This window comes from Streptomyces sp. NPDC059906 (assembly GCF_042730645.1).
In the GTDB taxonomy this organism is placed as follows: Bacteria; Actinomycetota; Actinomycetes; order Streptomycetales; family Streptomycetaceae; genus Streptomyces; species Streptomyces rubrogriseus.
In genome coordinates this window covers 47562-69234 of sequence record NZ_JBHWKU010000017.1, presented here as the reverse complement: position 1 = coordinate 69234, position 21673 = coordinate 47562, and the positions used below count along the sequence as shown (strand labels likewise).

Sequence of the window (21673 nt, the reverse complement as noted above, 5' to 3'; positions counted from 1 at the left end):
ATGTCCGGGCCGCCACCACGGTACCCGCCGATCCCGTCCGACCGGTACCGTCCCGTGAGCCCCGAGTGGGTGTACGTGAGCGCTTTCCGAATTGTTTGCCTTCCTGGCGCCTTGTCGGGACCTTCCGGCGGTCAGTCGCCGCCGGAGGAGCCGAGCACCAGTGAGACCTTCGTCTCCTTGCCGTCGCGTTCCAGGGTCAGTTCCAGGCGGTCGCCGGGGCGGTGGGCGCGGGTCTTGACGATGAGTTCCTCGCCGGAGTGCACGCGTTGTCCGTCGACCGCGGTGATCACGTCCCCGGGCTTGATGCCCGCCTCGGCGCCGGGGCCGCCGGTGGTGACCGCGGGGCCGCCGTCGCCGCCCTTGGCACTCACGCGGGCGCCGTCACCCGTGTAGTTCATGTCGAGGGTGATGCCGATGACGGGGTGGGTGGCCTTGCCGGTGTTGATCAGTTCCTCGGCGACGCGCTTGCCCTGGTTGATGGGGATGGCGAAGCCGAGGCCTATGGAACCGGCCTGCCCGTCGTCCGACTCGGCGCTGCCGCTGTCGGCGGAGCGGATGGCGGAGTTGATGCCGATGGCCCGGCCCCGCGCGTCCAGGAGGGGGCCGCCGGAGTTGCCGGGGTTGATGGGCGCGTCGGTCTGCAGGGCGTCGACGTACGAGATGTCGCTGCCGTCGCCCTCCTCGCCGCCCGCGGTGATGGGCCGTTCCTTGGCGCTGATGATGCCGGAGGTGACCGTGCCGGCCAGGTCGAAGGGGGCGCCGATGGCGACGACGGGGTCGCCGACGCGCACGTTGTCGGAGTTGCCGAGGGGCAGGGGGGTGAGGCCGCTGACGCCCTTGACCTTCACCACGGCGAGGTCGTACCCGCTGTCCCGGCCGACGACCTCGGCCTCGGCGGTGTCGCCGCTGTTGAAGGTCACGGTGATCTCGCCGCCGGAGCCTGCGGGCTCCACGACGTGGTTGTTGGTCAGGATGTGGCCGCGGCCGTCGAGTACGAACCCGGTGCCGGTACCGGCCGCCTCGCTGCCGCTCACGTGCAGGGTCACCACGCTGGGCAGGGCACGCGCGGCGATGCCCGCGACGCTGTCCGGGTCCCGCTCGGCCGCCTCGGGGCCGGCCTGGGGCAGCTCGACGGTGCCCACGCCGCCGTTCCGTTCCAGGTACGCGCCCACGCCGCCGCCGATGCCGCCGGAGACCAGGGCGATGAGCAGCGCCCCGCCGACGAGCGCCTTCGCTCGCGGCCCGCGTCGCCGCTTCGGCGCGCGGTCGGCCGCGTCGTGGTGCTGTGCGGAGGCGGCCCAGGGGTCGTAACGCCCCCACGGATCGACGGGCGGGGCCGCCGCGTCGTGGGGCGCCGTGTCGTACGCCGGGGCGGCCGGCGCCGGATGCTGCTCCCGCGCCGTCGGCGGCACCGGGGGCGGGGCGTCCGCGAACGCGGGGTCAGGCACCGCACCCGCGGGCGGCGACACCGACGGCGCGCCCGGGGCGTGCGGCGCGTGGGCGTGCGGGCCGTCTGTCGCGGGCGCGACCGGGGCGTGGGTCTGCGGGCCGTCTGTCGCAGGCGCGACCGGGGCGTGCGGGCCCTCCGTCGCGGGCGCGACCGGGGCGTGCGGCGCCCCTGCCGCGGCCGTCACCGTGCCGTGCGCCGGGGTGGCCGCGGGGTGCTGGACCGGCGGTGCGGGGGCCCAGGGGCCGGGCTCGCCGTACGGCGGGGTGCTGTACGGGTCGGGTTCGTGCAGCGGCTTGGGCCGCCCGGCGTCGGACGTGCCGTCGGCGGCCGGAACGGAGCCGGCCCCCGCGTGGGACCGCGCCTCCGCGTCCACCGCCGGGGCCGCTTGCCGGTCCCGGTCCCCCTGCCTGGGCAGACCGGCATCCGGCAACTCGGCGGCGTCGGCACCTCCCTGCCCCGGCGCCCCGGCGGCAATCGCTGGACCGGCAGCCACCGCTGGACCGGCGGCCGTCGACAGACCGGCCGGAAGACCGCCCTGCCCTGGCCCACCGACCACCGTCGGCTCGGCGGCGCCCGCACCTCCCTGCCCCTGCGACCCGGCGACCACCGCTGGACCGGCGGCCGTCGACAGACCGGCCGGAAGACCGCCCTGCCCCGGCCCGCCGACCGCCGTCGACTCGGCGGCGTCGGCGCCTGGCTGCTGGTGTGTGCCCGGGCCGGTTGCCGGGTCGGTGTCGGCTTCGCGGGCCGTGCGTGGATGCGGGGGCGTGTCCGTCGGTTCGTCCCGGTCGGGCCGGGGCAGGTCCAGCTCGTAGTCGCCCGCTTCGGTCGAGCGGGGAGCCGCCGCCGGGCGTGCCAGCTCGAAGTCGCCCCCGTCGGTCGGCCGGTCGTCGGTGGCCGTGTCCGTGGTGGGGGCCGGGCGAGGGCGTTCCAGTTCGAAGTCGCCGTCGGGTGCGTCCTCGGACGTGCGGGGACGACTCCACCACTTCGCCTTCGTGGGCTTCCCCTCGTTCATGCTCTCCCCCGCAGCTGGCCGCAGATCGTCGGCTCCGAGAACTCTGGCGCCACCCCGGATTCAATCAGGTTCGCGGACCGGCGCGCAGATCCCGTCAGCGAAGCGGAGGAGAGGAGGCGGCCGGGGAAGCCGCCGGGTAGGAGGACGGAGCGGGGACGGGGGCCGCGAGCAGGCCGGGCGGCCTGACCTCGGGGGCCGCCGACCAGGAGCTCAGGGAGAGCGGCGGAACGGCTTCCAGCGGCCGTATCAGCGGGGACATGGCGGCGGCACCGGCCGTCACCGGGGTGGTCAGTGCCCGGACGGCCTGCTGCCGTGCGTCACCCCCGGCGGGGGCCGGCATCCCGGGCAGCAGTGGCGCCGAGGCCGTGGTGGACGCGACGGGGAGGTCACCGAGCGCGCGCTGCCCCTGCCCGAGCAGCGGCCCGCCCGTGCGGCGGCGCTGGCTCTCGGAACCGGTGGCGGCGGCAGAGCCCGGGGTGCGCAGCGGCGTCACATTGCTGCCGCTGCCCGAGCCGCGTGCCTCGGTGGTGGTGTCCGGTGTGCCGAGGGTGACGCCGCCCAGCGCGATCGCGGCCAGCGACACCGCTCCGGCGGCGGCGAAGGCGAACCGCAGGCCGCGCGAGGCCGAACGGTCGGGCTCCTGCCTGCCCACCTCGTGGATGCGGAAGCCGCGCCCCGACGTGGCGGACGGCAGCACCGGGGCGGGCGACCCGGCGGGGACGTAGTCGAACTCGAACCGCTCGTCCCGCCTCGGGCCGAAGACGCCGGAGGCCGCGGACGCGCCGAAGCCTCCGGGCAGCCCGCCGAACGGCGAGCCGCCGCCGTCGGAGTCACCGCCGCCGGGAAGCCCCTGGAGGCGGGCCAGGAAGCTCTCGGACGGGGCCGGCGGGGCCGCTTGGGCGAAGACGTTCTTCAACCGGCGCTGCGCGTCGACCTCCGCCTTGCACTTCGGGCAGGTCGCCACGTGCGCCAGCACGCGCTCACGCGCGTCATGACCGAGCTCCCCGTCCACCAGGGCGGAGAGTCGGTCTCCCAGGTGCTGCTCTGCGAGGTGTCCCTCGGACTCAGGCCGTGACCCACTCACGCGCTCGTGCCCCCTCCTCCCAGTGCGGGCACACCGGCCGCCAGCGAGCGACGGTCGGCCCGCGCCTTCGGGGACCGGTGCGCGAGCGCCTTGCGCAGCTGGGAACGGCCGCGGTGGATGCGGGAGCGCACCGTGCCCAGCTTCACACCGAGGGTCGCGGCGATCTCCTCGTACGACAGCCCTTCGATGTCGCACAGGACGACGGCGGCGCGGAACTCGGGCGCGAGGGTGTCCAGCGCCTGCTGGACGTCCGCGTCGAAGTGGGCGTCGTGGAAGAGCTGCTGCGGGGTGGGCTCCCTGCTGGGCAGCCGCTCGGCCGCGTCGTCGCCCAGCGCGTCGAACCGGATGCGCTGCTTGCGGCGCACCATGTCCAGGAAGAGATTGGTCGTGATGCGGTGCAGCCAGCCCTCGAAGGTGCCCGGCGTGTAGGTCGACAGGGAGCGGAAGACACGGACGAAGACCTCTTGGGTGAGGTCCTCGGCGTCGTGCTGGTTGCCCGTGAGGCGGTAGGCGAGGCGGTAGACCCGGCCGCTGTGGGTGCTGACGATCTCCTCCCAGGTGGGCGGAGTCCACGCCTGCCCGTCCGCGTCGCTGGAGAAGGTCGCGGTCTGGGCGTGTCCCGTGGTGGGACCGTCGGCGTGGCTGTGGTCAGCAGCGGTGTCGTTCACGGATTTCGGCCTGCCTGCCGATCCGAGGAAGCGCCTCAGCACTCCACCCCGATCCGCGGGTGCGGCCGCACCTCCCCTGTCGGCTCTGGTGGTGTCCAGTGGAGCCCCTACCATAGCCACCTCGCCCGTTAGCTCCGGATAAGCGGTTTTACGAGAATTTGATCTGGGCCGGTACGGCTCGTCCCCGGCCCGCTCGATCGCCTCTCGGCACCGCCTCTTTGCTTCCCCCTTTAAACGACTGGTCCCATCTGCGGGTTCCCGACGCCAACGGATACAGTCACGCCGAGGCAACGACGGGGACAGGAGAGGGTCATTACCGGCAACCGGCAGACGAGCTGGGCGTTCGCCGACGCCTATGTCGCCGAGGACGACGCGCTGCTCTGGGCACGCGACCGGGCCCGCGAGGCCGGCCTGCGCTCGGTGACCCCGGGCACGGGTTCCGCCCTGGGGCTGCTCGCCGCCGCCGTGGACGCCAAGGCCGTCGCGGAGATCGGCACCGGCTGCGGCGTCTCCGGTATCCATCTGCTGCACGGCATGCGGCCGGACGGGGTACTGACCACCGTCGACCCGGAGCCGGAGCACCAGCAGTTCGCCCGCCAGGCCTTCCGGGCGGCGGGCTTCGCCAGCAACCGGGCCCGGTTCATTCCCGGGCGCGCCCTGGACGTGCTGCCCCGGCTCGCGGACGCCGGATACGACCTGGTCTTCTGCGACGGCGACCGGCTGGAGTACCTGGACTACCTCGCTGAATCGTTGCGCCTGCTGCGCCCGGGGGGTCTCGTCGCCTTCGAGGGCGTCTTCGGCGCCGGCCGCACGATCGACTCGGGACCGCAGCCCACCGAGGTGCTGCGGGTGCGGGAGCTGCTGCGCGCGGTGCGGGAGAGCCAGGAACTGGTGCCGTCACTGCTCCCGGTGGGCGACGGACTGCTGTGCGCCGTGAAGCGCTGACCCGAAACGCCGGAGCAAAGCCCCGCCCCGCGCACCGGGAAAGGCTATGGAAGAACAATCACCCCGGCACCGCGAACGGTACCGGGGCGACTGAACGGGTATGGTCGCTCGCGCGTCAGCCGACGACCTTCTTGAGGGCGTCGCCGAGGGCGTCGGCCTCGTCGGGGGTCAGCTCGACGACGAGCCGCCCGCCGCCTTCGAGCGGAACGCGCATGACGATGCCCCGCCCCTCCTTGGTCACCTCGAGCGGGCCATCGCCCGTCCGCGGCTTCATGGCCGCCATGCTCGTTCCCCTTCCTGATACCAGCTCACCGTCACCGCCGACGGCCCGTGAGGGCACGCGCAGTCCGGCTTGGACGCGCGACACCGGCATCGAACACATTGCTTCCCAGCCATTATCCCGCATCCCAGGACCCGATGACCAACATAGGTCGGCATCGCTTGGGCAACGCGCGCGAGCAAAACCACTCAATTCGGCGATGTGACTGCGATACTGCGCGCCCTCACGCACTTCCACCGAATGGATACGGACCGGGTTTCTTTGACGCAGGTCACACCTCATGAGCGATCCCTTCCCGGTGATCTCCGTCATGCTGTCTCCCGGACACATGCCACTGCATGCCACGACGCGGAGGGGATCCCCATGGCCGACACCGTGCTCTACGAAGTGAGCGACGGGCTCGCGACGATCACGCTGAACCGCCCCGAGGCGATGAACGCGCTGAACATCGAGACCAAGGTCGCGCTCCGTGACGCGGTGCGCTCCGCGGCGGCGGACGACGCCGTACGGGCGGTGCTGCTGACCGCGGCCGGGGACCGGGCGTTCTGTGTCGGCCAGGACCTCAAGGAGCACATCGGGCTGCTGGCCGCCGACCGGGAGACGGGCTCGGGGCAGACGATGAGCACGGTGCGTGAGCACTACAACCCGATCGTCCGGGCGCTGGCCGGCGCCGAGAAGCCGGTGGTCGCCGCCGTGAACGGCGTGGCGGCCGGCGCGGGGCTCGGTTTCGCGCTCGCCGCGGACTACCGGATCGTCGCGGACACGGCGGCGTTCAACACGTCCTTCGCGGGCGTGGCGCTCACCGCGGACTCCGGCATCTCCTGGACGCTGCCGCGCGTCGTCGGCCCCGGCCGCGCCGCCGACCTGCTGCTCTTCCCGCGCAGCATCCGCGCGCAGGAGGCGTACGAGCTGGGCATCGCCACCCGGGTCGTCCCCGCCGCCGACCTGCGCGCCGAGGCCGAGAAGACGGCGCGGGCGCTGGCCGGGGGACCGACGGTGGCGTACGCGGCGCTGAAGGAGGCGATGGCGTACGGGCTGACGCACTCGCTGTCCGAGACGCTGGACAAGGAGGACGAGCTGCAGTCGCGGGCGGGCGCCTCCGAGGACCACGCGATCGCGGTGCGGGCGTTCGTCGAGAAGCAGAAGCCGAAGTACCTGGGCCGGTAGACGAACACCGGCAGCCATGCACCGCCGACAGCCACCTGCCGACGCACCGCGGCCGCCCGCCGACAGACGGCCACCGACGGGCGGCACGCGACCGGTGACAGGTGGCCCGGCAGCCAGCGACAGGCCGCGAGCGGCCGGTGACAGCGACAAGCCCCCCGCTTGACCGACTGCGGACGACCGACGTCCGACGGCAGGCGGCAAGCAGCCCCGCGGCTGACGGCGAGCCGCCGGTGAGGCCGCGGGCGGCCGGTGACAGCGACGGGCAGCCCGGTCACAGGCCGCGGGCAGCCGACGGCGAGCGGCAAGCAGCCCCGCGGCTGACGGCGGACAGCCGGTGAGGCCGCGGGCGGCCGGTGACGGCCACGAGCATCCCGCTTGACCGACTGCGGACGACCGACGTCCGACGGCAGGCGGCAAGCGGCCCGGCGGCTGATGGCGGGCCGCCGGTGAGTCCGCGGACGGCCAGTGACGGCGACGAGCGCCCCGCATGACCGACTGCGGACGACCGACGTCCGACGGCGGACGGCAAGCAGCCCCGCGGCTGACGACGAGCCGCTGGCGAGGCCGCGAGCGGCCGGTGACAGCGACGGGCGGCCCAGTGACAGGCCGCGGGCGGCCGGTGAGGCCGCGGGCGGCCGGTGAGGCCGCGGGCGGCCGGTGAGGCCGCGGGCGGCCGGTGAGGCCGCGGGCGGCCGGTGACGGCCACGAGCATCCCGCTTGACCGACTGCAGACAACCGACGGCAGGCGGCAAGCAGCCCCGCGGCTGACGGCGAGCCGCCGGTGAGGCCGCGGGCGGCCGGTGACAGCGACGGGCGGCCCGGTGGCAGGCCGCGGGCGGCCGACGGCGAGCGGTAGCGGCCCGGCGGGTGACGGGCTGCCGGTCACCGGCGGCGGGCGGGCGGTGCAGGCGGTCGGTGGGTGGCAGGTTGCCGGGGGCAGGTGGGCTGCGGTTTAAGGTCTGCGGGCCGCGCAGGCCGCCAGGTGGTCGTCGACCAGTCCGCACGCCTGCATCAGCGCGTACGCCGTCGTCGGGCCGACGAAGCGCAGGCCCCGCTTCTTCAGGGCCTTGGACAGGGCCGTGGACTCCGGGGTCACGGCCGGGACGTCGGTGAGGGTTTTCGGGGCCGGTCGTCCGGCCGGGTCCGGGGCGTGCGACCAGATCAGCTCGTCCAGGTCGCCGGGGGCCCACTCGGCCAGCACGCGCGCGTTGACGAGGGTCGCGTCGATCTTGGCGCGGTTGCGGATGATGCCGGTGTCGGCGAGCAGGCGCTCGCGGTCGGTGTCGGTGAACGCCGCGACCCTGGCGATCTCGAAGCCGGCGAAGGCGCTGCGGAAGCCGGTGCGGCGGCGCAGGATGGTGATCCAGGACAGGCCGGACTGGAAGGCCTCCAGGCTGAGCCGCTCGTACAGCGCGTCGTCGCCGTGGACCGGGCGGCCCCACTCGTCGTCGTGGTAGGTGATGTAGTCCTCGGTGGACAGCGCCCAGGGGCAGCGCAGCGCGCCGTCCGGGCCCGCGACGGCCTCCCCGGCGCTCACTGCTGCTCCTCCCGGTCCGGCTTGTCCATGACGACGTGGCGGTGGGCCGCCGCGGCCCGGGCGCCCGCCAGCGCGGACTCCAGGTCGGCGATCCGGGCCTCGCGCTCGGCCAGCTCGGCGCCGAGGCGGCCGAGGGCGTCGTCGACCTCGGCCATGCGGTAGCCGCGGACCACGAGCGGGAAGCGCAGCCGCTCCACGTCCCCGCGGCCCACCGGGCGGTCAGGGGGCAGCGCGTCCCTCACCCGCTCGGGTGCGGCGTCGGGCAGCGGCCCGCTCTCGCCGCCGCCCACCACGGCGAGCGTCACCGCGGCCACGACGACGGCCAGCGCGATGACGAGGAACAGGAACATGACCATCGCTGGGCCCCCATGGTCGGGTCGGCGTCGGTTGTGCCGGAGTCGGTTGTGTCGGGTCCGATCGTGCCATGCGAGTCTGACAGTCGGGGCCGCGGTGGTCGAAGGGCCACCCGCCCGGAGTCGAGAGCGGCACGAGAGAACGGTGTGGACGAGGAGATGTCACAGGGGATGCTCAGGCTGGGCAGACGCGAATTCGCGGCGCACGAGCCGGTGATCATGGCGATCGTGAACCGTACCCCGGACTCCTTCTACGACCGGGGGGCGACCTTCGGCGACGAGCCCGCCCTCGCGCGCGTGGAGCAGGCCGTGGCCGAGGGCGCCGCGATCATCGACGTCGGCGGGGTGAAGGCCGGTCCCGGGGACGAGGTGTCGGCCACTGAGGAGGCGCGGCGGACGGTGGGCTTCGTCGCGGAGGTGCGACGGCGGTACCCGGACGTCGTGATCAGCGTGGACACCTGGCGGCACGAGGTCGGCGAGGCCGTGTGCGAGGCCGGGGCGGACCTGCTGAACGACGCGTGGGGCGGCGTCGACCCGAAGCTCGCGGAGGTCGCGGCCCGGTACGGGGTGGGGCTGGTGTGCACGCACGCGGGCGGCGCCGAGCCGAGGACCCGGCCGCACCGGGTGACGTACGACGACGTCGTGGCCGACGTCCTGCGGGTGACGCTGGGGCTGGCCGAGCGGGCGGTGGGGCTGGGCGTGCCGCGGGAGTCGGTGCTGATCGACCCCGGGCACGACTTCGGGAAGAACACCCGGCACAGCCTGGAGGCGACGCGACGGCTCGGGGAGATGGTGGAGACGGGGTGGCCGGTGCTGGTGTCCCTGTCGAACAAGGACTTCGTCGGGGAGACGCTGGACCGGCCGGTGAAGGAACGGCTGATCGGCACGCTGGCGACGACGGCGGTGTCGGCATGGCTGGGGGCCAGGGTGTACCGGGTGCACGAGGTGGCGGAGACCCGGCAGGTGCTGGACATGGTGGCGACGATCGCCGGGCACCGGGAGCCGGCGGTGGCGCGGCGGGGGCTGGCCTAGGGCCAGTCTGACAATTCGCGTCGTCGCCCGAAGGGCGGCCGCGGGGCGTCAGGTGCGTGCTCTGGGGGTCCCCCCGGCCGGAGGCTGGGGGAGCGCCGGTCCCAGACCCGCGTACTGGCCGTACTCGGGTCTGGGGCCGGTGCGGCGAGAGGGCGTGCATGGCGTCGCGCGGCAGACGGGAATTGTCAGACAGGCCCCAGGGCTTCGGCGGGGGTCGGCCCAGGGCTCGCCCCCGCCGGGGCCGGCCGCGTTACCGGCCCGCCTCCTTGGAGACCAGGGCGACCGCCTCGTCCACGTCGTCGGTGACGTGGAAGAGCATGAGGTCCTTCTCCGCGGCCTTGCCCTGGGCCACCAGGGTGCCGCGGAGCCAGTCGACCAGCCCGCCCCAGTACTCCGAGCCGAACAGCACGATGGGGAAGCGGGTCACCTTCTGGGTCTGCACCAGGGTGAGGGCCTCGAAGAGTTCGTCCAGGGTGCCGAGACCGCCGGGCAGCACGACGAAGCCCTGGGCGTACTTCACGAACATCATCTTGCGGACGAAGAAGTAGCGGAAGTTCAGGCCGATGTCGACGTAGGGGTTGAGCCCCTGCTCGAAGGGCAGTTCGATGCCCAGGCCGACCGAGGTGCCCTTCGCCTCCAGGGCGCCCTTGTTGGCCGCCTCCATGGCGCCGGGCCCGCCGCCGGTGATGACGGCGAAGCCCGCCTCCACCAGCCCGCGACCCAGCCGCACGCCCGCCTCGTACTCCGGTGAGTCCACGGCCGTACGCGCGGAGCCGAAGACGCTGATGGCGGGCGGCAGTTCGGCCAGCGTGCCGAAGCCCTCGATGAACTCCGACTGGATGCGCAGCACGCGCCAGGGGTCGGTGTGCACCCAGTCCGTCGGAGCACGCTCGTCCAGCAGGCGCTGGTCCGTGGTGCTCTCCTGCACCTGGCCCCGCCGCCGGAGGACGGGGCCCAGGCGCTGCTCCTCCGGTGGCCGCTTCTTGCCCTCGGGGTTGCCGGTAGCCATGCGCGCTCCCTCCAGTTGCAGGTTCTTCCACCTCAGCGTAGATCTACGCGGGTTACGTACGAGGGACCTCAGCATGTCCGCCACGCAGCGGCATAAACCCGCCGCGGGCACCGTGGATCATGCCGTCAGCCAGGAGCGCAGACGCTCCTCCCCCGCGAGGATCTTCGCCACCTCGACCCGCTCGTCGCGCTTGTGCGCCAAGTGCGGGTTGCCGGGGCCGTAGTTGACCGCCGGGACGCCGAGCGCGGAGAAACGGGACACGTCCGTCCAGCCGTACTTGGGCTGCGGGGTGCCGCCCACCGCCTCGATGAAGGCCGCCGCGGCCGGGTGCGACAGGCCGGGCAGGGCCGCGCCGCTGTGGTCGTCGACCACGAACTCCGTCACCCCGCAGTCCGCGAAGACCTCGCGCACGTGGGCGAGGGCGTCCTCCGGGCTGCGATCGGGGGCGTAGCGGAAGTTGACGGTGACCACGCACTCGTCGGGGATGACGTTGCCGGCCACCCCGCCCGTGATGCCGACCGCGTTGAGGCCCTCGCGGTACTCCAGTCCGTCGATGACCGGGTAACGGGGCTCGTACGCCGCGAGGCGCGCGAGGATCGGGGCGGCGGCGTGGATGGCGTTGGAGCCCATCCAGGAGCGCGCCGAGTGCGCCCGCTCCCCCGCGGTCTTCAGCAGCACCCGCAGGGTGCCCTGGCAGCCGCCCTCCACCTGGCCGTCGGACGGTTCGAGGAGCACCGCGAAGTCGCCCTCCAGCCACTCGGGATGCGCCTCGGCGACGTGCTTCAGGCCGTTCAGCTCGGCGGCGACCTCCTCGTTGTCGTAGAAGACGAAGGTCAGGTCGCGGTTGGGGGCGGGGACGGTGGCCGCGATGCGCAGCTGGACCGCGACGCCCGCCTTCATGTCGCAGGTGCCGCAGCCCCACAGGACCCCGTCCTCGTCCAGCCGGGAGGGGACGTTGTCCGCGATGGGCACCGTGTCGATGTGGCCGGCCAGGATCACGCGCTCGTCGCGGCCCAGGTCCGTACGGGCGACGACGTTGTTGCCGTACCGCTCGACCGACAGGTGCGGCAGGGACCGCAGGGCGCTCTCGATCGCGTCCGCCAGGGGCTTCTCGGTGCCGCTCTCGGACGGGAAGTCGACGAGCCGCGCGGTAAGCTCTGCGGCGTCCAGCGTGAGGTCAAGCGGGGTATCGGCCATGGTCCCGACCCTAGCGCCCTGCCCTTTCGGGCAAGGTGCGCACCCGGCGGACACCGGACCCTACCCTCCAGTACCTTGTACGCGTGCTCCAGCCGTCCCCACCTCGCAAACGCCGTGGCCGCCTCGCCCGTTCGGGCGCCGCCTCCATGGTTCTGCTCGCGGTCGCCGGTTATCTGGCGGTGCAGTACGTCACCGGGGGCGCGGGCGCTCCGGGGTGCAAGGTGGCCGGCGGCAAGGGCGAGCGGACGACCTACGAGTTCACGCCGGAGCAGGCGGTGAACGCGGCGACGATCACCGCCGTGGGCACCGCCCGCAAGCTGCCCGAGCGGGCCGTGACGATCGCGCTGGCGACCGCGCTGCAGGAGTCGGCGCTGCGCAATCTGGACCACGGCGACAAGGACTCGCTCGGCCTGTTCCAGCAGCGGCCCTCGCAGGGCTGGGGCAAGCCCGAGGAGATCATGGACCCGGCGTACTCGGCGGGCCTGTTCTACGACCACCTGGTCGAGGTGCCCGGCTACCTCGACCTCCCGCTGACCGACGCCGCCCAGCGGGTGCAGCGCAGCGCCTTCCCGTCCGCCTACGCCAAGCACGAACCGGACGCCGAGTTGCTCGCCGCCGCGCTCACCGGGCGGTCGGCGGCCACCCTGACCTGCGACGGGCGCCCCGGCGCGACTCCGGAGAAGGGGCCGGACGCGGTCCGCGCGGCGCTGGTGCGGGACTTCGGGCACGACGTACTGCGACCGGCCGGCGCGGAGGTGGGCGGCGACGCCGCGTCCCGGCGGCCCGCCGCGACCGGTTCCGACGAGCGGACCGTGACACTGCCGGTGACCGGCGGCACCGGTTCCGGCTCGGCCCGGGAGCAGGGGCGGCGCGGCTGGCAGTTGGCGCACTGGGCGGTGGCCAACGCCTCCTCGCTGCACATCCAGCGGGTCACCTACGCGGGCCGGGAGTGGACCGCGGGCAACACCGACAGCAAGTGGTACCCGACGGGCACCGAGGGCGCGGGGGGCGCGGAGCGGGCGGCGGGAGCGGTGCGGATCACGTCCGCCCGGTAGCACGCCCGTACGAAGCGTCATCTCCGCGAGTGACCCGCGTCGGCGTGAAGTCGACGCGGAGCACGGGTTTTCGCACCCTCACCCCCGAACGCGTCGCGCCCCAGGAAAATCAAGGGCCGTAAGGATTCAGCAGACTTTCCGACCGGCGCCCTTTTGCCCGTTTTTCTGTGCACCTGATAATGCGACACATTGCCAACTCTTTACGTTGGGTCGCCGCAACCTTCGTGGCTCTCGAGCGGTAGTCACTGCGTCCGAGCCCGGTCGATCACTCTCCGGTCGCCCACCGGGCCCGGTCGGATTTCCCATCGTTGCTGTCGACTTACGCCCAAGGAGCATCATGTCCCTCCCCCTGACCCGCCGGATCGCCCGTGCCGCGCTGCTCGTCGCTGCGGGAGCGGCTGCCGGGGTCGGTGCGGCCGGCTCCGCCAGCGCGGCTCCCGAACTGCCGGCCACCCCGAACCTCGGGGGACTGACCGCCCTGGACGGCGCGAACGTCGGCAACACCGCCGCCTCCGCGGCCGAGAGCGTCACCGACACGGCGGGCAACACCGGCGGCAAGGCCGTCAAGAAGGCCGTGCCGACCGCCGGCAAGACCGGTGGATCGGTCGTCAAGAAGGCCACGCCGGCGGCGCAGAACGCGGCCGGGGACGCGGCGGGCTCCGCCGGGGACATCGTGGGTGACACGGCGGCGACCGCCACGAAGGGTGGGCTGCCGACGGACGCGCTGGGCAAGGGTGGGCTGCCGGTGCAGGGGCTGCCGATCGGCTAGCGCCGGGCTGTACGGTGCCGGGTCCTGGGGTTCCCAGGGCCCGGCGTTTTGCTTGCCTACGTGGGTGCAGTGGGCGTGTCTTGAGCCGTGGCCCGGCGTCGGGGGCTGTGCCCACCCGTTCCGCCCTGCGGAACGATTGCCCACAGCCTGGCCCCCCAGGCCGCCAGGCCGTCAGGCCGTCAGGCGGGATGCCGCTGTCTGGATGCGTTCGTCCGTTGCTGTCAGGGCTACGCGGACGAAGTTTTCGCCCGCCGGGCCGTAGAAGTCGCCCGGGGTCACCAGGATGCCGCGGTCGGCCAGGTGGGCGAGCGTGCTCCAGCAGGACTCGTCGCGGGTGGCCCAGAGGTAGAGGCTGGCCTCGCTGTGCTCGATGCGGAAGCCGGCGCCCAGCAGGGCCTCGCGCAGGACCCTGCGGCGGGCGGCGTAGCGCTCGCGCTGGACGCGGACGTGTTCGTCGTCGCCGAGGGCCGCCACCACGGCCGCCTGGGTCGGCGCCGGGGTCATCATGCCGCCGTGCTTGCGGATCTCCAGGAGCGGGCCCAGGACCGCCGGGTCACCGGCCAGGAAGGCCGCGCGGTAGCCGGCGAGGTTGGAGCGCTTGGAGAGGGAGTGGACGGCGACCAGGCCGTCGTACGAGCCGCCGTTGACGTCCGGGTGCAGGACCGAGACCGGGTCGGCCTCCCAGCCCAGCTCCAGATAGCACTCGTCGGACACGACGAGGACGCCGTGCTCGCGGGCCCATGCGACGATCCGGGTCAGGTCGGCCTTGGACAGGACCTTCCCCGTCGGGTTCGAGGGGGAGTTGAGCCACAGGAGCTTCAGGCCCGCCGGGTCCAGCTCGGTCGGGTCCTCGTACGCCTCGTACTCCGCGCGGGCCAGGCGGGCGCCGGCCTCGTACGTCGGGTAGGCCAGGCGCGGGAAGGCCACCTTGTCGCCGGGGCCGAGGCCGAGCTGGGTCGGGAGCCAGGCGACGAGTTCCTTGGAGCCGACGACGGGCAGCACGTGGCGGTGGGTGACGTCGCGGGCGCCGAGGCGGCGCTCCACCCAGCCGGTGATGGCGTCCCGCAGCGCCGGGGTGCCCCAGACGGTGGGGTAGCCCGGGGAGTCCGCCGCGTCCACCAGGGCCTTCTGGATCAGCTCGGGGACCGGGTCGACCGGGGTGCCGACCGAGAGGTCGACGAGGCCGCCGGGGTGGGCCGCGGCCGTCTTCTTGTACGGCTCCAGCTTGTCCCAGGGGAAGGTGGGAAGTCGGTCGGAGACTGATGACACGGTGGGTGGCTCCCTTTCCTCGTCGGCGCCGGTACGGCAAACGCGTCGGTCCCGTGCGGCGCCGATCGGGGTGATCAGGCCGTACGGGACCGAGGCGGCGCGGGTGCGGGCCGCTCTTACTGGTTCTGCGGCGGCAGCGCGGCGACGAAGGGGTGGTCGCGCTCGATCAGCCCCAGCTTGCTGGCGCCGCCGGGCGAGCCGAGCTCGTCGAAGAACTCGACGTTCGCCTTGTAGTAGTCCTTCCACTCCTCGGGAGTGTCGTCTTCGTAGAAGATCGCCTCGACCGGGCAGACCGGCTCACAGGCACCACAGTCGACGCATTCGTCCGGGTGGATGTACAAGGACCGCTGGCCCTCGTAGATGCAGTCGACCGGGCACTCCTCGATGCACGCCTTGTCCTTCACGTCGACACAAGGCTGCGCGATGACGTAGGTCACGCTGTCGTTCCTCCTCGATAGGGCGCTGGCGGGCCTCCGTAGGCTCCGCCGCCTGGCGCGCGGGAGCGCGGCGTCGTCGATGCCCACCCCTAGTATCTCCGTTCTTGGGCATGATCCGAACAGGAGGGGTGGACAGACCCGTGGAATTCTCTGCCGCCGGGCGTCTTGAGGTCCGTATCACCACTGCTGACGTGGGCAAACGAGTCTCCGTACGGCGCTTGAGCGAAGCGGGTGTCGCAGGTGAGAAGTTCACCGACACGGTCGGCGTTCTCACATCATGGACCGATGGTGTGCTGCTGATCACACGAAAGAGTGGCGAGTCCGTCCGTGTCGCGGAATCCGCCCTGGTCGCCGGGAAGGTCGTGCCGGCCGCCCCCGCCCGCCGGCGCGGTCCCGCCGCCTCCTACGAGGAGCTGGCGCGCGTCGCCGCGCGGTCCTGGCGCCCGGTGGAGAGCGAGCGGCTCGGCGAATGGGAGCTGCGGGCGGCCGGGGGTTTCACCCGGCGGGCCAACTCCGTGCTGCCGCTCGGCGATCCGGGGCTGCCGCTCGACGAGGCGCTGACGGCCGTACGCCGCTGGTACGGCGAGCGCGGGCTGCCCGCGTACGTCCAGACCGCCACCGGCGCCGCCGGTACGCAGGAGCGGCTGTGCGCGGAGCTGGAGCGGCGGGGCTGGGTCCGGGAGGTGACGGCCGAGGTGTGGACCGGGCCGCTGGCGCCGGTCGCCGACCTGGCCGAGGGCGCCGGTGTGGTCCTGTCCCGGGAGGCGGACGAAACCTGGCTGGCCCGGTACCAGCGCAAGGGGGTGAGCGAAGTGGCGCTGCGGGTCCTGGAGTCGGGGCCGTCGGTGTGGTTCGCCACGGTGCCCGGCCCGGGCGGCCCGGGCGACGTGGGCGACGTGGGCGACGCGGGCGACGTGGCGGCGATCGGACGGTGTGTCGTGGACGGGCGCTGGGCCTCCTTCGCGGCCGTCGAGGTCGATCCCGCGCAGCGCCGCCGTGGGCTCGCGACCGCCGTGATGGCCGCGCTGGCCCGGCGGGCGCTGGACGAGGGGGCGTCGGCGGCGTGGCTCCAGGTGGAGACCGACAACGCCGGGGCCCGGGCGCTGTACGCCGGGATGGGCTTCGCGGCGCACCACGCCTACCACCACTACCGGGAGCCCGCGGCCGCCGGGGCCGACCGGTAGATCGCCGCCGATACATCCCTCCGAAAGGGCCCGAGCCTGCCATGCTTCCTCCTCGTCCTCCCCACCCCCCGTCGCCGGAGCGGTCGGCCGAACTGCGGCGGCGGTTCGCGCAGGAGGCGCGGTCCGAGCGCCCCGACCTGGCCACGCTCTGCCTGCTGGTGGGCGCGGAGGCGGACGGGGCGCTGGACGAGGCGGGGCTGGACGCCGCGCAGGTGGAACTGGACCGGCTGGCCGGAGAGCTGCCGTTCCGGCCGGGTACGCCGCGGGCCTGGGCGGTGGCGCTGCGGGACCTGCTCGGCGAGCGGTACGGGTTCCACGGGGTCGCCGCGGACTACCAGCGGCTGGAGTCGTCGTTGCTGCACGAGGTGGTGCGGCGGCGGCGCGGGCTGCCGATCCTGCTGTCGGTGGTGTGGCTGGAGGTGGCCCGGCGGGCGGGGGCGCCGGTGTACGGGGTCGCGTTGCCGGGGCACTTCGTGGTCGGGTTCGGGACGGAGTCGGGAGCGGCGTCGGGAGCGGCGTCCGGGCCCGGGTCCGCGGCGCTGGGTGAGCGGGTGCTCGTCGATCCGTACGACGGGGGGCGGCTGCTGAGCGGTACGGACGCGGAGGCGCTGGTCGCCGGGGCGGCGGGGGCGGAGCTGCGGGCGTCGATGCTGGAGCCGGCGGCGCCCTTGGACGTGGTGGCACGGGTGCTGAACAACATCCGGGCGTGGGCGGCGGCACGGCCGGAGCAGTCGGCGGTGGGGCTGTGGGCGGTCGAGCTGGCGCTGCTGTTGCCGGCGCATGCGGCGCGGTTGCGGTACGAGCGGGCGGTGTTGCTAGTGCAGCGGGGGGAGTTCGCGGCGGGGGCCGGGGAGTTGGAGGCGTACGCGGAGGTGGTGGGGGCGGTGGACGAGGCGGTCGCGGAGGAGGTGCGGGGGGAGGCGCGGACGGCTCGGGCGAGGTTGAACTGACCGTCGGTGGGTGCGGGCCGGAGGACCAGCCACTCGCGGCCCAGGGTGAGGGCGAGGAGTGTGGACTGGGCCGCGAGGACGGCGAGGGAGCCGAGGACCTGGACGCCGACGGCGTGACCGCCGTGCAGCAGGTCGCTGACGGGGGCGCCCAGGTAGGCCGGCCAGATGGCGGTCCACATGACCTTGACGGTCTTCTGCCTGCGGTTCTCCGGGCGTTGCCCGATGCCGACGCCGCTCACGCCTTCAGCGTGTCCTTCCGGTACAGCCAGGCCGCGCCGCCCTGCCCGAGGGCAGCGTACGCGTGCGTCGGCAGCCACTCGGCGATGTCCCGCAGCCACTGCGGGCAGGTGGTGGTGGGCATCCACAGGCCGCCGAGCGGACCGCGTCCCCGGTGGCCAGGTACCCGATGGCGACGCCGAGCGCGGCGAAGACCAGGCTGCCGGCTCAGATCACGCCGGTGAGGGCGAGCCACTGCCAGGTGTGAAGGCGTACGTCCTTCACGGCCGCGGCGACGACGAAGACGACGGCGGCGCTCGCGGTCTTGGCCAGGACGTAGCCGCGGCCCGGGAGGGTGGTGAGCCGCAGCTGCCGGACCCAGCCGCTCTCGCGCTCCTTGGCGATGCGTTCGCTGTTGCCCATGAGTACGGCGGTCAGGGCGCCGAAGGAGGCCATGGAGACCATGAAGAAGGTGGGCAGGGTCAGTCCGGTGCCGTCGACCTCGCTGGTGGCGTCGGCGCTGCCCGCGATCAGCAGGAACAGGGCGGAGGGGTAGATCACCGAGAAGAAGAGAAATTTGCGGTTGCGCAGGGCTCGGGTGAGTTCGAGCCTGATCAGGCTGTTCACGGCTGCTTGGCCTCCTCGGCGGCGGTGAGGGCGACGAAGGCCTGTTCGAGTCCGAGGCCGGCGACTTCGAGGTTGCGGGGGTACAGGCCGAGGCCGTACAGGGCGTGCACGGTGGCGTCGGCGTCGGCGGACTGGATGCACACGGTCCGGCCGGACAGGTCGAGGGAGGTCAGGTGGGGCAGCGCGCGCAGCGTCGCCTCGTCGACGGTGCGGTTCCGGCCGCCGTCCAGGTCGCCGTCCAGGTCGAAGGAGATCCGGCGGGTCCCGGCCCTGGCCTTGATCTCGGCCGCCGTGCCGTCGGCCAGCAGCCGGCCCCGGTGCAGGACGAGACCCGGTCGGCGATGGCGTCGGCCTCCTCCAGGTAGTGCGTGGCGAACAGCACGGTGCGGCCCAGGTCGGCCTGTTCGCGCATGGTGGCCCAGAAGGCCTGGCGGGCGGTGACGTCCATGCCGGTGGTCGGCTCGTCCAGGACGATCAGGTCACTGTCGCCGGCGGTCGCGAGTGCGAAGCGAACCCGCTGGGCCTGGCCGCCGGAGAGCTTGTCGACCCTGCGGTCGGCGATCTTCGTGAGTCCGGCGCGGGCCAGCACGTCGGCGGCCGGGTAGGCCCTGGGGTGCAGCGCGCAGGCCAGCCGGACGAGTTCGGCGACCGTGACCTCGTCCATCAGGCCGCCGCTCTGCAGCATGGCGCCCACCCGTCCGGCGACGACGGCCTCGCGCGGTTCACCGCCGAAGACGTGAACGGTGCCGGCGTCGGGGCGCCTGAGGCCGAGCAGCAGGTCGAGCGTGGTCGACTTGCCCGCTCCGTTCGGGCCCAGCAGGGCCACGGTCTCGCCGGGGTGCAGGGCGAGCGTCAGGCCGTCGACGGCCCGGACGTCGCCGTACCCCTTGGTCACCCGGTCGAAGCCGACCGCCGTTGTCCTCGTCATGCCCCCATCGTGGCCGCGGGGGGAGGGCGCCCGGCGGGTGCCGGACGCCCCTCGCTCCTGTGCCCGCGTCAGCTGGGGTTGGTGTCGATGACGGCCACCCGGTCGGTCTTGCTCTTCAGTGCCTGGCGCATGGCGCCGTAGACGTCCTGGGGGGTGACGGCCGTCTTCTCACCGTTGGCGCGGGTGATGAGCACACCGTCGAAGGTCTGGCCGTACAGCTCCTTGAGGGCGTTCAGGTCGGGCTTGTCGACGAGCTTGCCGTCGACGGCCGTGACCCTGAGGAACTTCCACAGTGACTTCTCGGGGCTCATCGGAATGGAGTGCGCGGCATCGGTCTGCACGGTCACGCGGTCCGACATCGCCGGCTCCGCGAACTCCTTCAGCATCCGGTCGACCTCGGCCTTGGAGACCGTGGGCTGCTTGGTGGTCGTCGGCACGTTCACCGCGGTGGCGGTGCCGGTCTCCACCTGGGCGCGGTAGGCGGCCTGCACGGCCTCGGTCGACTTGGCGACGTCTATGCCCTGGCCGGCCTTGCCGTACACGGGGACGGCCTTGCCGGACTCGAACTTGATGGTGCCCTCGGTCGCCGACCCGGCCCCGCCCGCGGCGTCCTCCAGGGCGGCGTGCAGCTTCTCCTCGTCGACGGGCATGACCGGCTCGACGACCCGCTTCTGGCCGAAGAGCGAGCCGATCACGGACATCGGGTTGTAGTCGCTGGTCGCCGCGGAGCTGGCCGTGGCCTGGGTGTCGAGCTGGAGGCCCGCCTGGTCCGGCTTCAGGGAGACGGTCTCGCCGCCCACGGTGAGCTTGAGCGGTTTGGCCGCGCGGGCGCCGAGGGCCTTGTCCAGCTTCTCGACGGCGTCGTCGCGGGTGCCGCCGCCGATGTCGACGCCGAGCACGGTGGTGCCCTTGGGCACGTCGGAGCGGTTCATGAGCAGGCCGGCGCCGTAGGTGAAACCGGCGACGACGACCAGGCCGCCGACGAGCAGCGGGAGCTTCTTGCGCCCCTTCTTCTTGGCGGGCTTGGCGGAGCTCGCCGGCGGGGCGGAGACCGGCTCGGGCAGCTTGGGCGGCGTGTGCGGCAGCGGTCCGTCGCCGGACCCGGCCGGGAACGGCGCGGTGCGCTCGCCCGGTACGACGGGGATGCCGCTGGTGACGGTGTTGCCGGAGATGTTGTCCGGGTTGCCCGCGCCGGGCGGGACCGGCCGCTGCGGGGTGAGGATCGCGGTGTCGTCGCTGAGCCCGCCGCCGGGGCCGGGGCGGGCGGCGTCCGGACCGGCGCCGGGACCGGAGCCCGCCGGCCCGCCGGGGCCACCCGGGCCGGCCAGGCTCCCCGGGCCGCGCAGGCCGTTGGGTGCGGGCTCGCGCTGCGTGCCGGGCACCGCGGGACCGCCGGACATCCCGAGGCCGCCGAGGTCGCCGGCCGGGGGCGGCGTCAGCCGGCTGTCGCCGGTGGCCGGGCCGCTCGTCGGTCCCGCGGGGCCCTGGGGCCCGGTGCCGTACGGGGACTGGCCGTTCAGGCCGTTCTGCTGCCCGCCGGGGGCGCCGGGTGCCTGGTCGGTCCGGCCCTCCCCCGCGAAGTACGGCAGGTCGTCACGGCGCGGCTCGCCACCGGCGTCGGGCCGGGGGCCGTTGAGGTTGCCGTTGCCGTTGAGGTTGCCGTTGCCGTTGCCGCCCAGCGGACCCGCCGCCAGCGCCTCGGTCACGTCGAAGGAGCCGGTGCCGCCACCGTGCCCCGGCGCCACCGGCCCGCCGGTCGCACCGGAGCGGGCGGCGCCGCCCGCGGACCCGGACCGGGAGCCGCCGGGTGCGTTCATGGAACCGACGACGCCACCGGGACGGCCACTCCCGCCGCCCGGCCGCGCACCGGCACCCGAAGCACCCGCGGGACCCGCGCCACGCGCCCCCGCCGCACCCGGGGTTCCGGCGGCGGGCGCCGAACCTGCGGGCAGACCGGCACCGTTGGTGGAACCGCCGCCCTGAGTGCCTTTGCCCGGACCCGACTTGCGTGGCGCGAACCAGTCGCTCGTCGGCTTCTCCTCGGCCGACTGAGCCGACTGGGCGGACTGGGCGGGCTCGGCGGGAGCCTCGGGAGCGGCGGCCCCGGGCGCGGCGGCGCTCGGCGCCGGCGCGGGCCGCTCGCCCGTCGTCTCCGTGCTGTCGGCGGCGTCCTCGCCGTCCGCGACGGGCTTGCGCACGACGACCGGCGGGATGGGCCGCGACCCGGGGATGTTGATCCGGATCCGGGTCGTCAGCGTCGTCTCGGTCTTGCGCTCCTCCGGTCGCGTGGCCGAACGGCCCGCGTCCGCACCGGCGTCGGAAGCCGTGGGTGTCCCGTAGGGCGGGGTGCCCGACGGGTATGCGGCTCCGCCGCGCCCGTGGGGCCCGGAGGACGAACTGTCAGTTTCACGACTCAAGGCAGGTTCTCCCGGTTGGCTCCGCCGCCCGTCACGCCTTCAGCGGGCGGCTCGGCGGCGCGCACCACCATACTGGCCACTTCT

At 73.9% G+C, this 21673-nt stretch carries 18 protein-coding genes and 3 pseudogenes; 7 read left to right on the top strand and 14 right to left on the bottom strand.

The window, feature by feature from the left end; genetic code table 11:
• Nucleotides 1–131 precede the first annotated feature (131 nt).
• From ACFV9J_RS24745 to sigE, 3 genes are all read right to left on the bottom strand, one after another.
• Complete coding sequence (locus ACFV9J_RS24745) at nt 132–2465, bottom strand: trypsin-like peptidase domain-containing protein (RefSeq protein ID WP_385357136.1); 2334 nt, start codon at nt 2463–2465, stop codon at nt 132–134.
• A gap of 94 nt (nt 2466–2559) precedes the next feature.
• Nucleotides 2560–3549: an anti-sigma factor family protein gene (locus tag ACFV9J_RS24740; RefSeq protein ID WP_385357135.1), complete on the bottom strand. Its 990-nt coding sequence runs from the start codon at nt 3547–3549 to the stop codon at nt 2560–2562.
• The gene (gene sigE, locus ACFV9J_RS24735) at nt 3546–4217 is read right to left on the bottom strand and encodes an RNA polymerase sigma factor SigE (protein WP_385357134.1); all 672 of its coding nucleotides are present in this window, start codon (nt 4215–4217) and stop codon (nt 3546–3548) included. Before sigE ends, ACFV9J_RS24740 begins: the two co-directional genes overlap by 4 nt.
• A gap of 246 nt (nt 4218–4463) precedes the next feature.
• Here sigE and ACFV9J_RS24730 point away from each other — a divergent pair, with 246 nt between their 5' ends.
• A complete protein-coding gene (locus tag ACFV9J_RS24730; protein ID WP_078884611.1) occupies nt 4464–5162 on the top strand; it encodes an O-methyltransferase in 699 nt (232 codons plus the stop codon).
• 115 nt (nt 5163–5277) lie between these two features.
• Here the strand turns inward: ACFV9J_RS24730 and ACFV9J_RS24725 are convergent, their stop codons facing one another.
• Nucleotides 5278–5445 (bottom strand): DUF3117 domain-containing protein, encoded by a 168-nt coding sequence (locus ACFV9J_RS24725; RefSeq protein ID WP_003966491.1) that lies wholly within the window; start codon nt 5443–5445, stop codon nt 5278–5280.
• Between the two features lie 360 nt (nt 5446–5805).
• Between ACFV9J_RS24725 and ACFV9J_RS24720 the strand changes: the two genes are divergently transcribed.
• Entirely contained in the window at nt 5806–6609 is an 804-nt protein-coding gene (locus ACFV9J_RS24720; protein ID WP_385357133.1) for an enoyl-CoA hydratase/isomerase family protein, read from the top strand.
• Nucleotides 6610–7561: 952 nt separating this feature from the next.
• Here the strand turns inward: ACFV9J_RS24720 and ACFV9J_RS24715 are convergent.
• Both ACFV9J_RS24715 and ACFV9J_RS24710 read right to left on the bottom strand, forming a co-directional pair.
• Nucleotides 7562–8146, bottom strand: coding sequence for a DNA-3-methyladenine glycosylase I (locus ACFV9J_RS24715; RefSeq protein ID WP_385357132.1), 585 nt, complete (start codon nt 8144–8146; stop codon nt 7562–7564).
• The gene (locus ACFV9J_RS24710; RefSeq protein WP_385357130.1) at nt 8143–8502 is read right to left on the bottom strand and encodes a DivIVA domain-containing protein; all 360 of its coding nucleotides are present in this window, start codon (nt 8500–8502) and stop codon (nt 8143–8145) included. Before ACFV9J_RS24710 ends, ACFV9J_RS24715 begins: the two co-directional genes overlap by 4 nt.
• Nucleotides 8503–8670: 168 nt before the next feature.
• Between ACFV9J_RS24710 and folP the strand changes: the two genes are divergently transcribed.
• Nucleotides 8671–9531 (top strand): dihydropteroate synthase, encoded by an 861-nt coding sequence (gene folP, locus ACFV9J_RS24705; RefSeq protein WP_385357128.1) that lies wholly within the window; start codon nt 8671–8673, stop codon nt 9529–9531.
• A gap of 250 nt (nt 9532–9781) precedes the next feature.
• On the opposite strand, the gene ACFV9J_RS24700 is transcribed toward folP, so the two are convergent.
• Both ACFV9J_RS24700 and dapE read right to left on the bottom strand, forming a co-directional pair.
• On the bottom strand, nt 9782–10540 hold the full coding sequence (locus ACFV9J_RS24700) for a TIGR00730 family Rossman fold protein (RefSeq protein WP_127895185.1): 759 nt from the start codon (nt 10538–10540) through the stop codon (nt 9782–9784).
• A 117-nt stretch (nt 10541–10657) separates the two neighbouring features.
• Nucleotides 10658–11737 carry a succinyl-diaminopimelate desuccinylase gene (gene dapE, locus ACFV9J_RS24695; RefSeq protein WP_385357126.1) on the bottom strand — a complete coding sequence of 360 codons (1080 nt, stop codon included), beginning with the start codon at nt 11735–11737 and terminating at the stop codon, nt 10658–10660.
• A 146-nt stretch (nt 11738–11883) separates the two neighbouring features.
• Here dapE and ACFV9J_RS24690 point away from each other — a divergent pair, with 146 nt between their 5' ends.
• Both ACFV9J_RS24690 and ACFV9J_RS24685 read left to right on the top strand, forming a co-directional pair.
• Nucleotides 11884–12792 carry a heavy metal transporter gene (locus ACFV9J_RS24690; RefSeq protein ID WP_385357312.1) on the top strand — a complete coding sequence of 303 codons (909 nt, stop codon included), beginning with the start codon at nt 11884–11886 and terminating at the stop codon, nt 12790–12792.
• 337 nt (nt 12793–13129) lie between these two features.
• Nucleotides 13130–13561 (top strand): ATP-binding protein, encoded by a 432-nt coding sequence (locus ACFV9J_RS24685; RefSeq protein WP_385357124.1) that lies wholly within the window; start codon nt 13130–13132, stop codon nt 13559–13561.
• A gap of 171 nt (nt 13562–13732) precedes the next feature.
• On the opposite strand, the gene ACFV9J_RS24680 is transcribed toward ACFV9J_RS24685, so the two are convergent.
• Together ACFV9J_RS24680 and fdxA are read right to left on the bottom strand one after the other, a co-directional pair.
• A complete protein-coding gene (locus ACFV9J_RS24680) occupies nt 13733–14830 on the bottom strand; it encodes a bifunctional succinyldiaminopimelate transaminase/glutamate-prephenate aminotransferase (protein ID WP_385357122.1) in 1098 nt (365 codons plus the stop codon).
• 116 nt (nt 14831–14946) lie between these two features.
• Nucleotides 14947–15267, bottom strand: a complete 321-nt coding sequence (gene fdxA, locus ACFV9J_RS24675) for a ferredoxin (RefSeq protein WP_003973842.1) — start codon at nt 15265–15267, stop codon at nt 14947–14949.
• Nucleotides 15268–15407: 140 nt separating this feature from the next.
• On the opposite strand from fdxA, the gene ACFV9J_RS24670 reads away from it, so the two are divergent.
• Nucleotides 15408–16451, top strand: coding sequence for a GNAT family N-acetyltransferase (locus ACFV9J_RS24670; RefSeq protein ID WP_385357120.1), 1044 nt, complete (start codon nt 15408–15410; stop codon nt 16449–16451).
• Nucleotides 16452–16492: 41 nt separating this feature from the next.
• Nucleotides 16493–17401 (top strand): transglutaminase-like domain-containing protein, encoded by a 909-nt coding sequence (locus tag ACFV9J_RS24665; protein WP_385357119.1) that lies wholly within the window; start codon nt 16493–16495, stop codon nt 17399–17401.
• Nucleotides 17402–17421: 20 nt separating this feature from the next.
• Here ACFV9J_RS24665 and ACFV9J_RS24660 read toward each other — a convergent pair.
• The 4 genes and pseudogenes from ACFV9J_RS24660 to ACFV9J_RS24645 form a co-directional block, all read right to left on the bottom strand.
• Nucleotides 17422–17640, bottom strand: a pseudogene (locus tag ACFV9J_RS24660) (sensor histidine kinase); the annotation flags it as partial.
• Nucleotides 17637–18244, bottom strand: a pseudogene (locus ACFV9J_RS24655) (ABC transporter permease). The pseudogenes ACFV9J_RS24660 and ACFV9J_RS24655, both read right to left, overlap by 4 nt.
• Nucleotides 18241–19172 (bottom strand): annotated as a pseudogene (locus ACFV9J_RS24650) (ABC transporter ATP-binding protein). The pseudogenes ACFV9J_RS24655 and ACFV9J_RS24650 overlap by 4 nt, the downstream one beginning before the upstream one ends.
• 68 nt (nt 19173–19240) lie before the next feature.
• Nucleotides 19241–21589 (bottom strand): hypothetical protein, encoded by a 2349-nt coding sequence (locus ACFV9J_RS24645; protein WP_385357117.1) that lies wholly within the window; start codon nt 21587–21589, stop codon nt 19241–19243.
• Nucleotides 21590–21673: the final 84 nt, after the last annotated feature.

Excerpts from the sequence above, each read along its gene's own strand:
- ACFV9J_RS24745 (WP_385357136.1), bottom strand. The coding sequence starts at position 2,465 with ATGAACGAGGGGAAGCCCACGAAGGCGAAGTGGTGGAGTCGTCCCCGC.
- ACFV9J_RS24725 (WP_003966491.1), bottom strand. The coding sequence starts at position 5,445 with ATGGCGGCCATGAAGCCGCGGACGGGCGATGGCCCGCTCGAGGTGACC.
- ACFV9J_RS24720 (WP_385357133.1), top strand. The coding sequence starts at position 5,806 with ATGGCCGACACCGTGCTCTACGAAGTGAGCGACGGGCTCGCGACGATC.
- ACFV9J_RS24710 (WP_385357130.1), bottom strand. The coding sequence starts at position 8,502 with ATGGTCATGTTCCTGTTCCTCGTCATCGCGCTGGCCGTCGTCGTGGCC.
- folP (WP_385357128.1), top strand. The coding sequence starts at position 8,671 with ATGCTCAGGCTGGGCAGACGCGAATTCGCGGCGCACGAGCCGGTGATC.
- ACFV9J_RS24700 (WP_127895185.1), bottom strand. The coding sequence starts at position 10,540 with ATGGCTACCGGCAACCCCGAGGGCAAGAAGCGGCCACCGGAGGAGCAG.
- dapE (WP_385357126.1), bottom strand. The coding sequence starts at position 11,737 with ATGGCCGATACCCCGCTTGACCTCACGCTGGACGCCGCAGAGCTTACC.
- ACFV9J_RS24690 (WP_385357312.1), top strand. The coding sequence starts at position 11,884 with ATGGTTCTGCTCGCGGTCGCCGGTTATCTGGCGGTGCAGTACGTCACC.
- ACFV9J_RS24685 (WP_385357124.1), top strand. The coding sequence starts at position 13,130 with ATGTCCCTCCCCCTGACCCGCCGGATCGCCCGTGCCGCGCTGCTCGTC.
- ACFV9J_RS24665 (WP_385357119.1), top strand. The coding sequence starts at position 16,493 with ATGCTTCCTCCTCGTCCTCCCCACCCCCCGTCGCCGGAGCGGTCGGCC.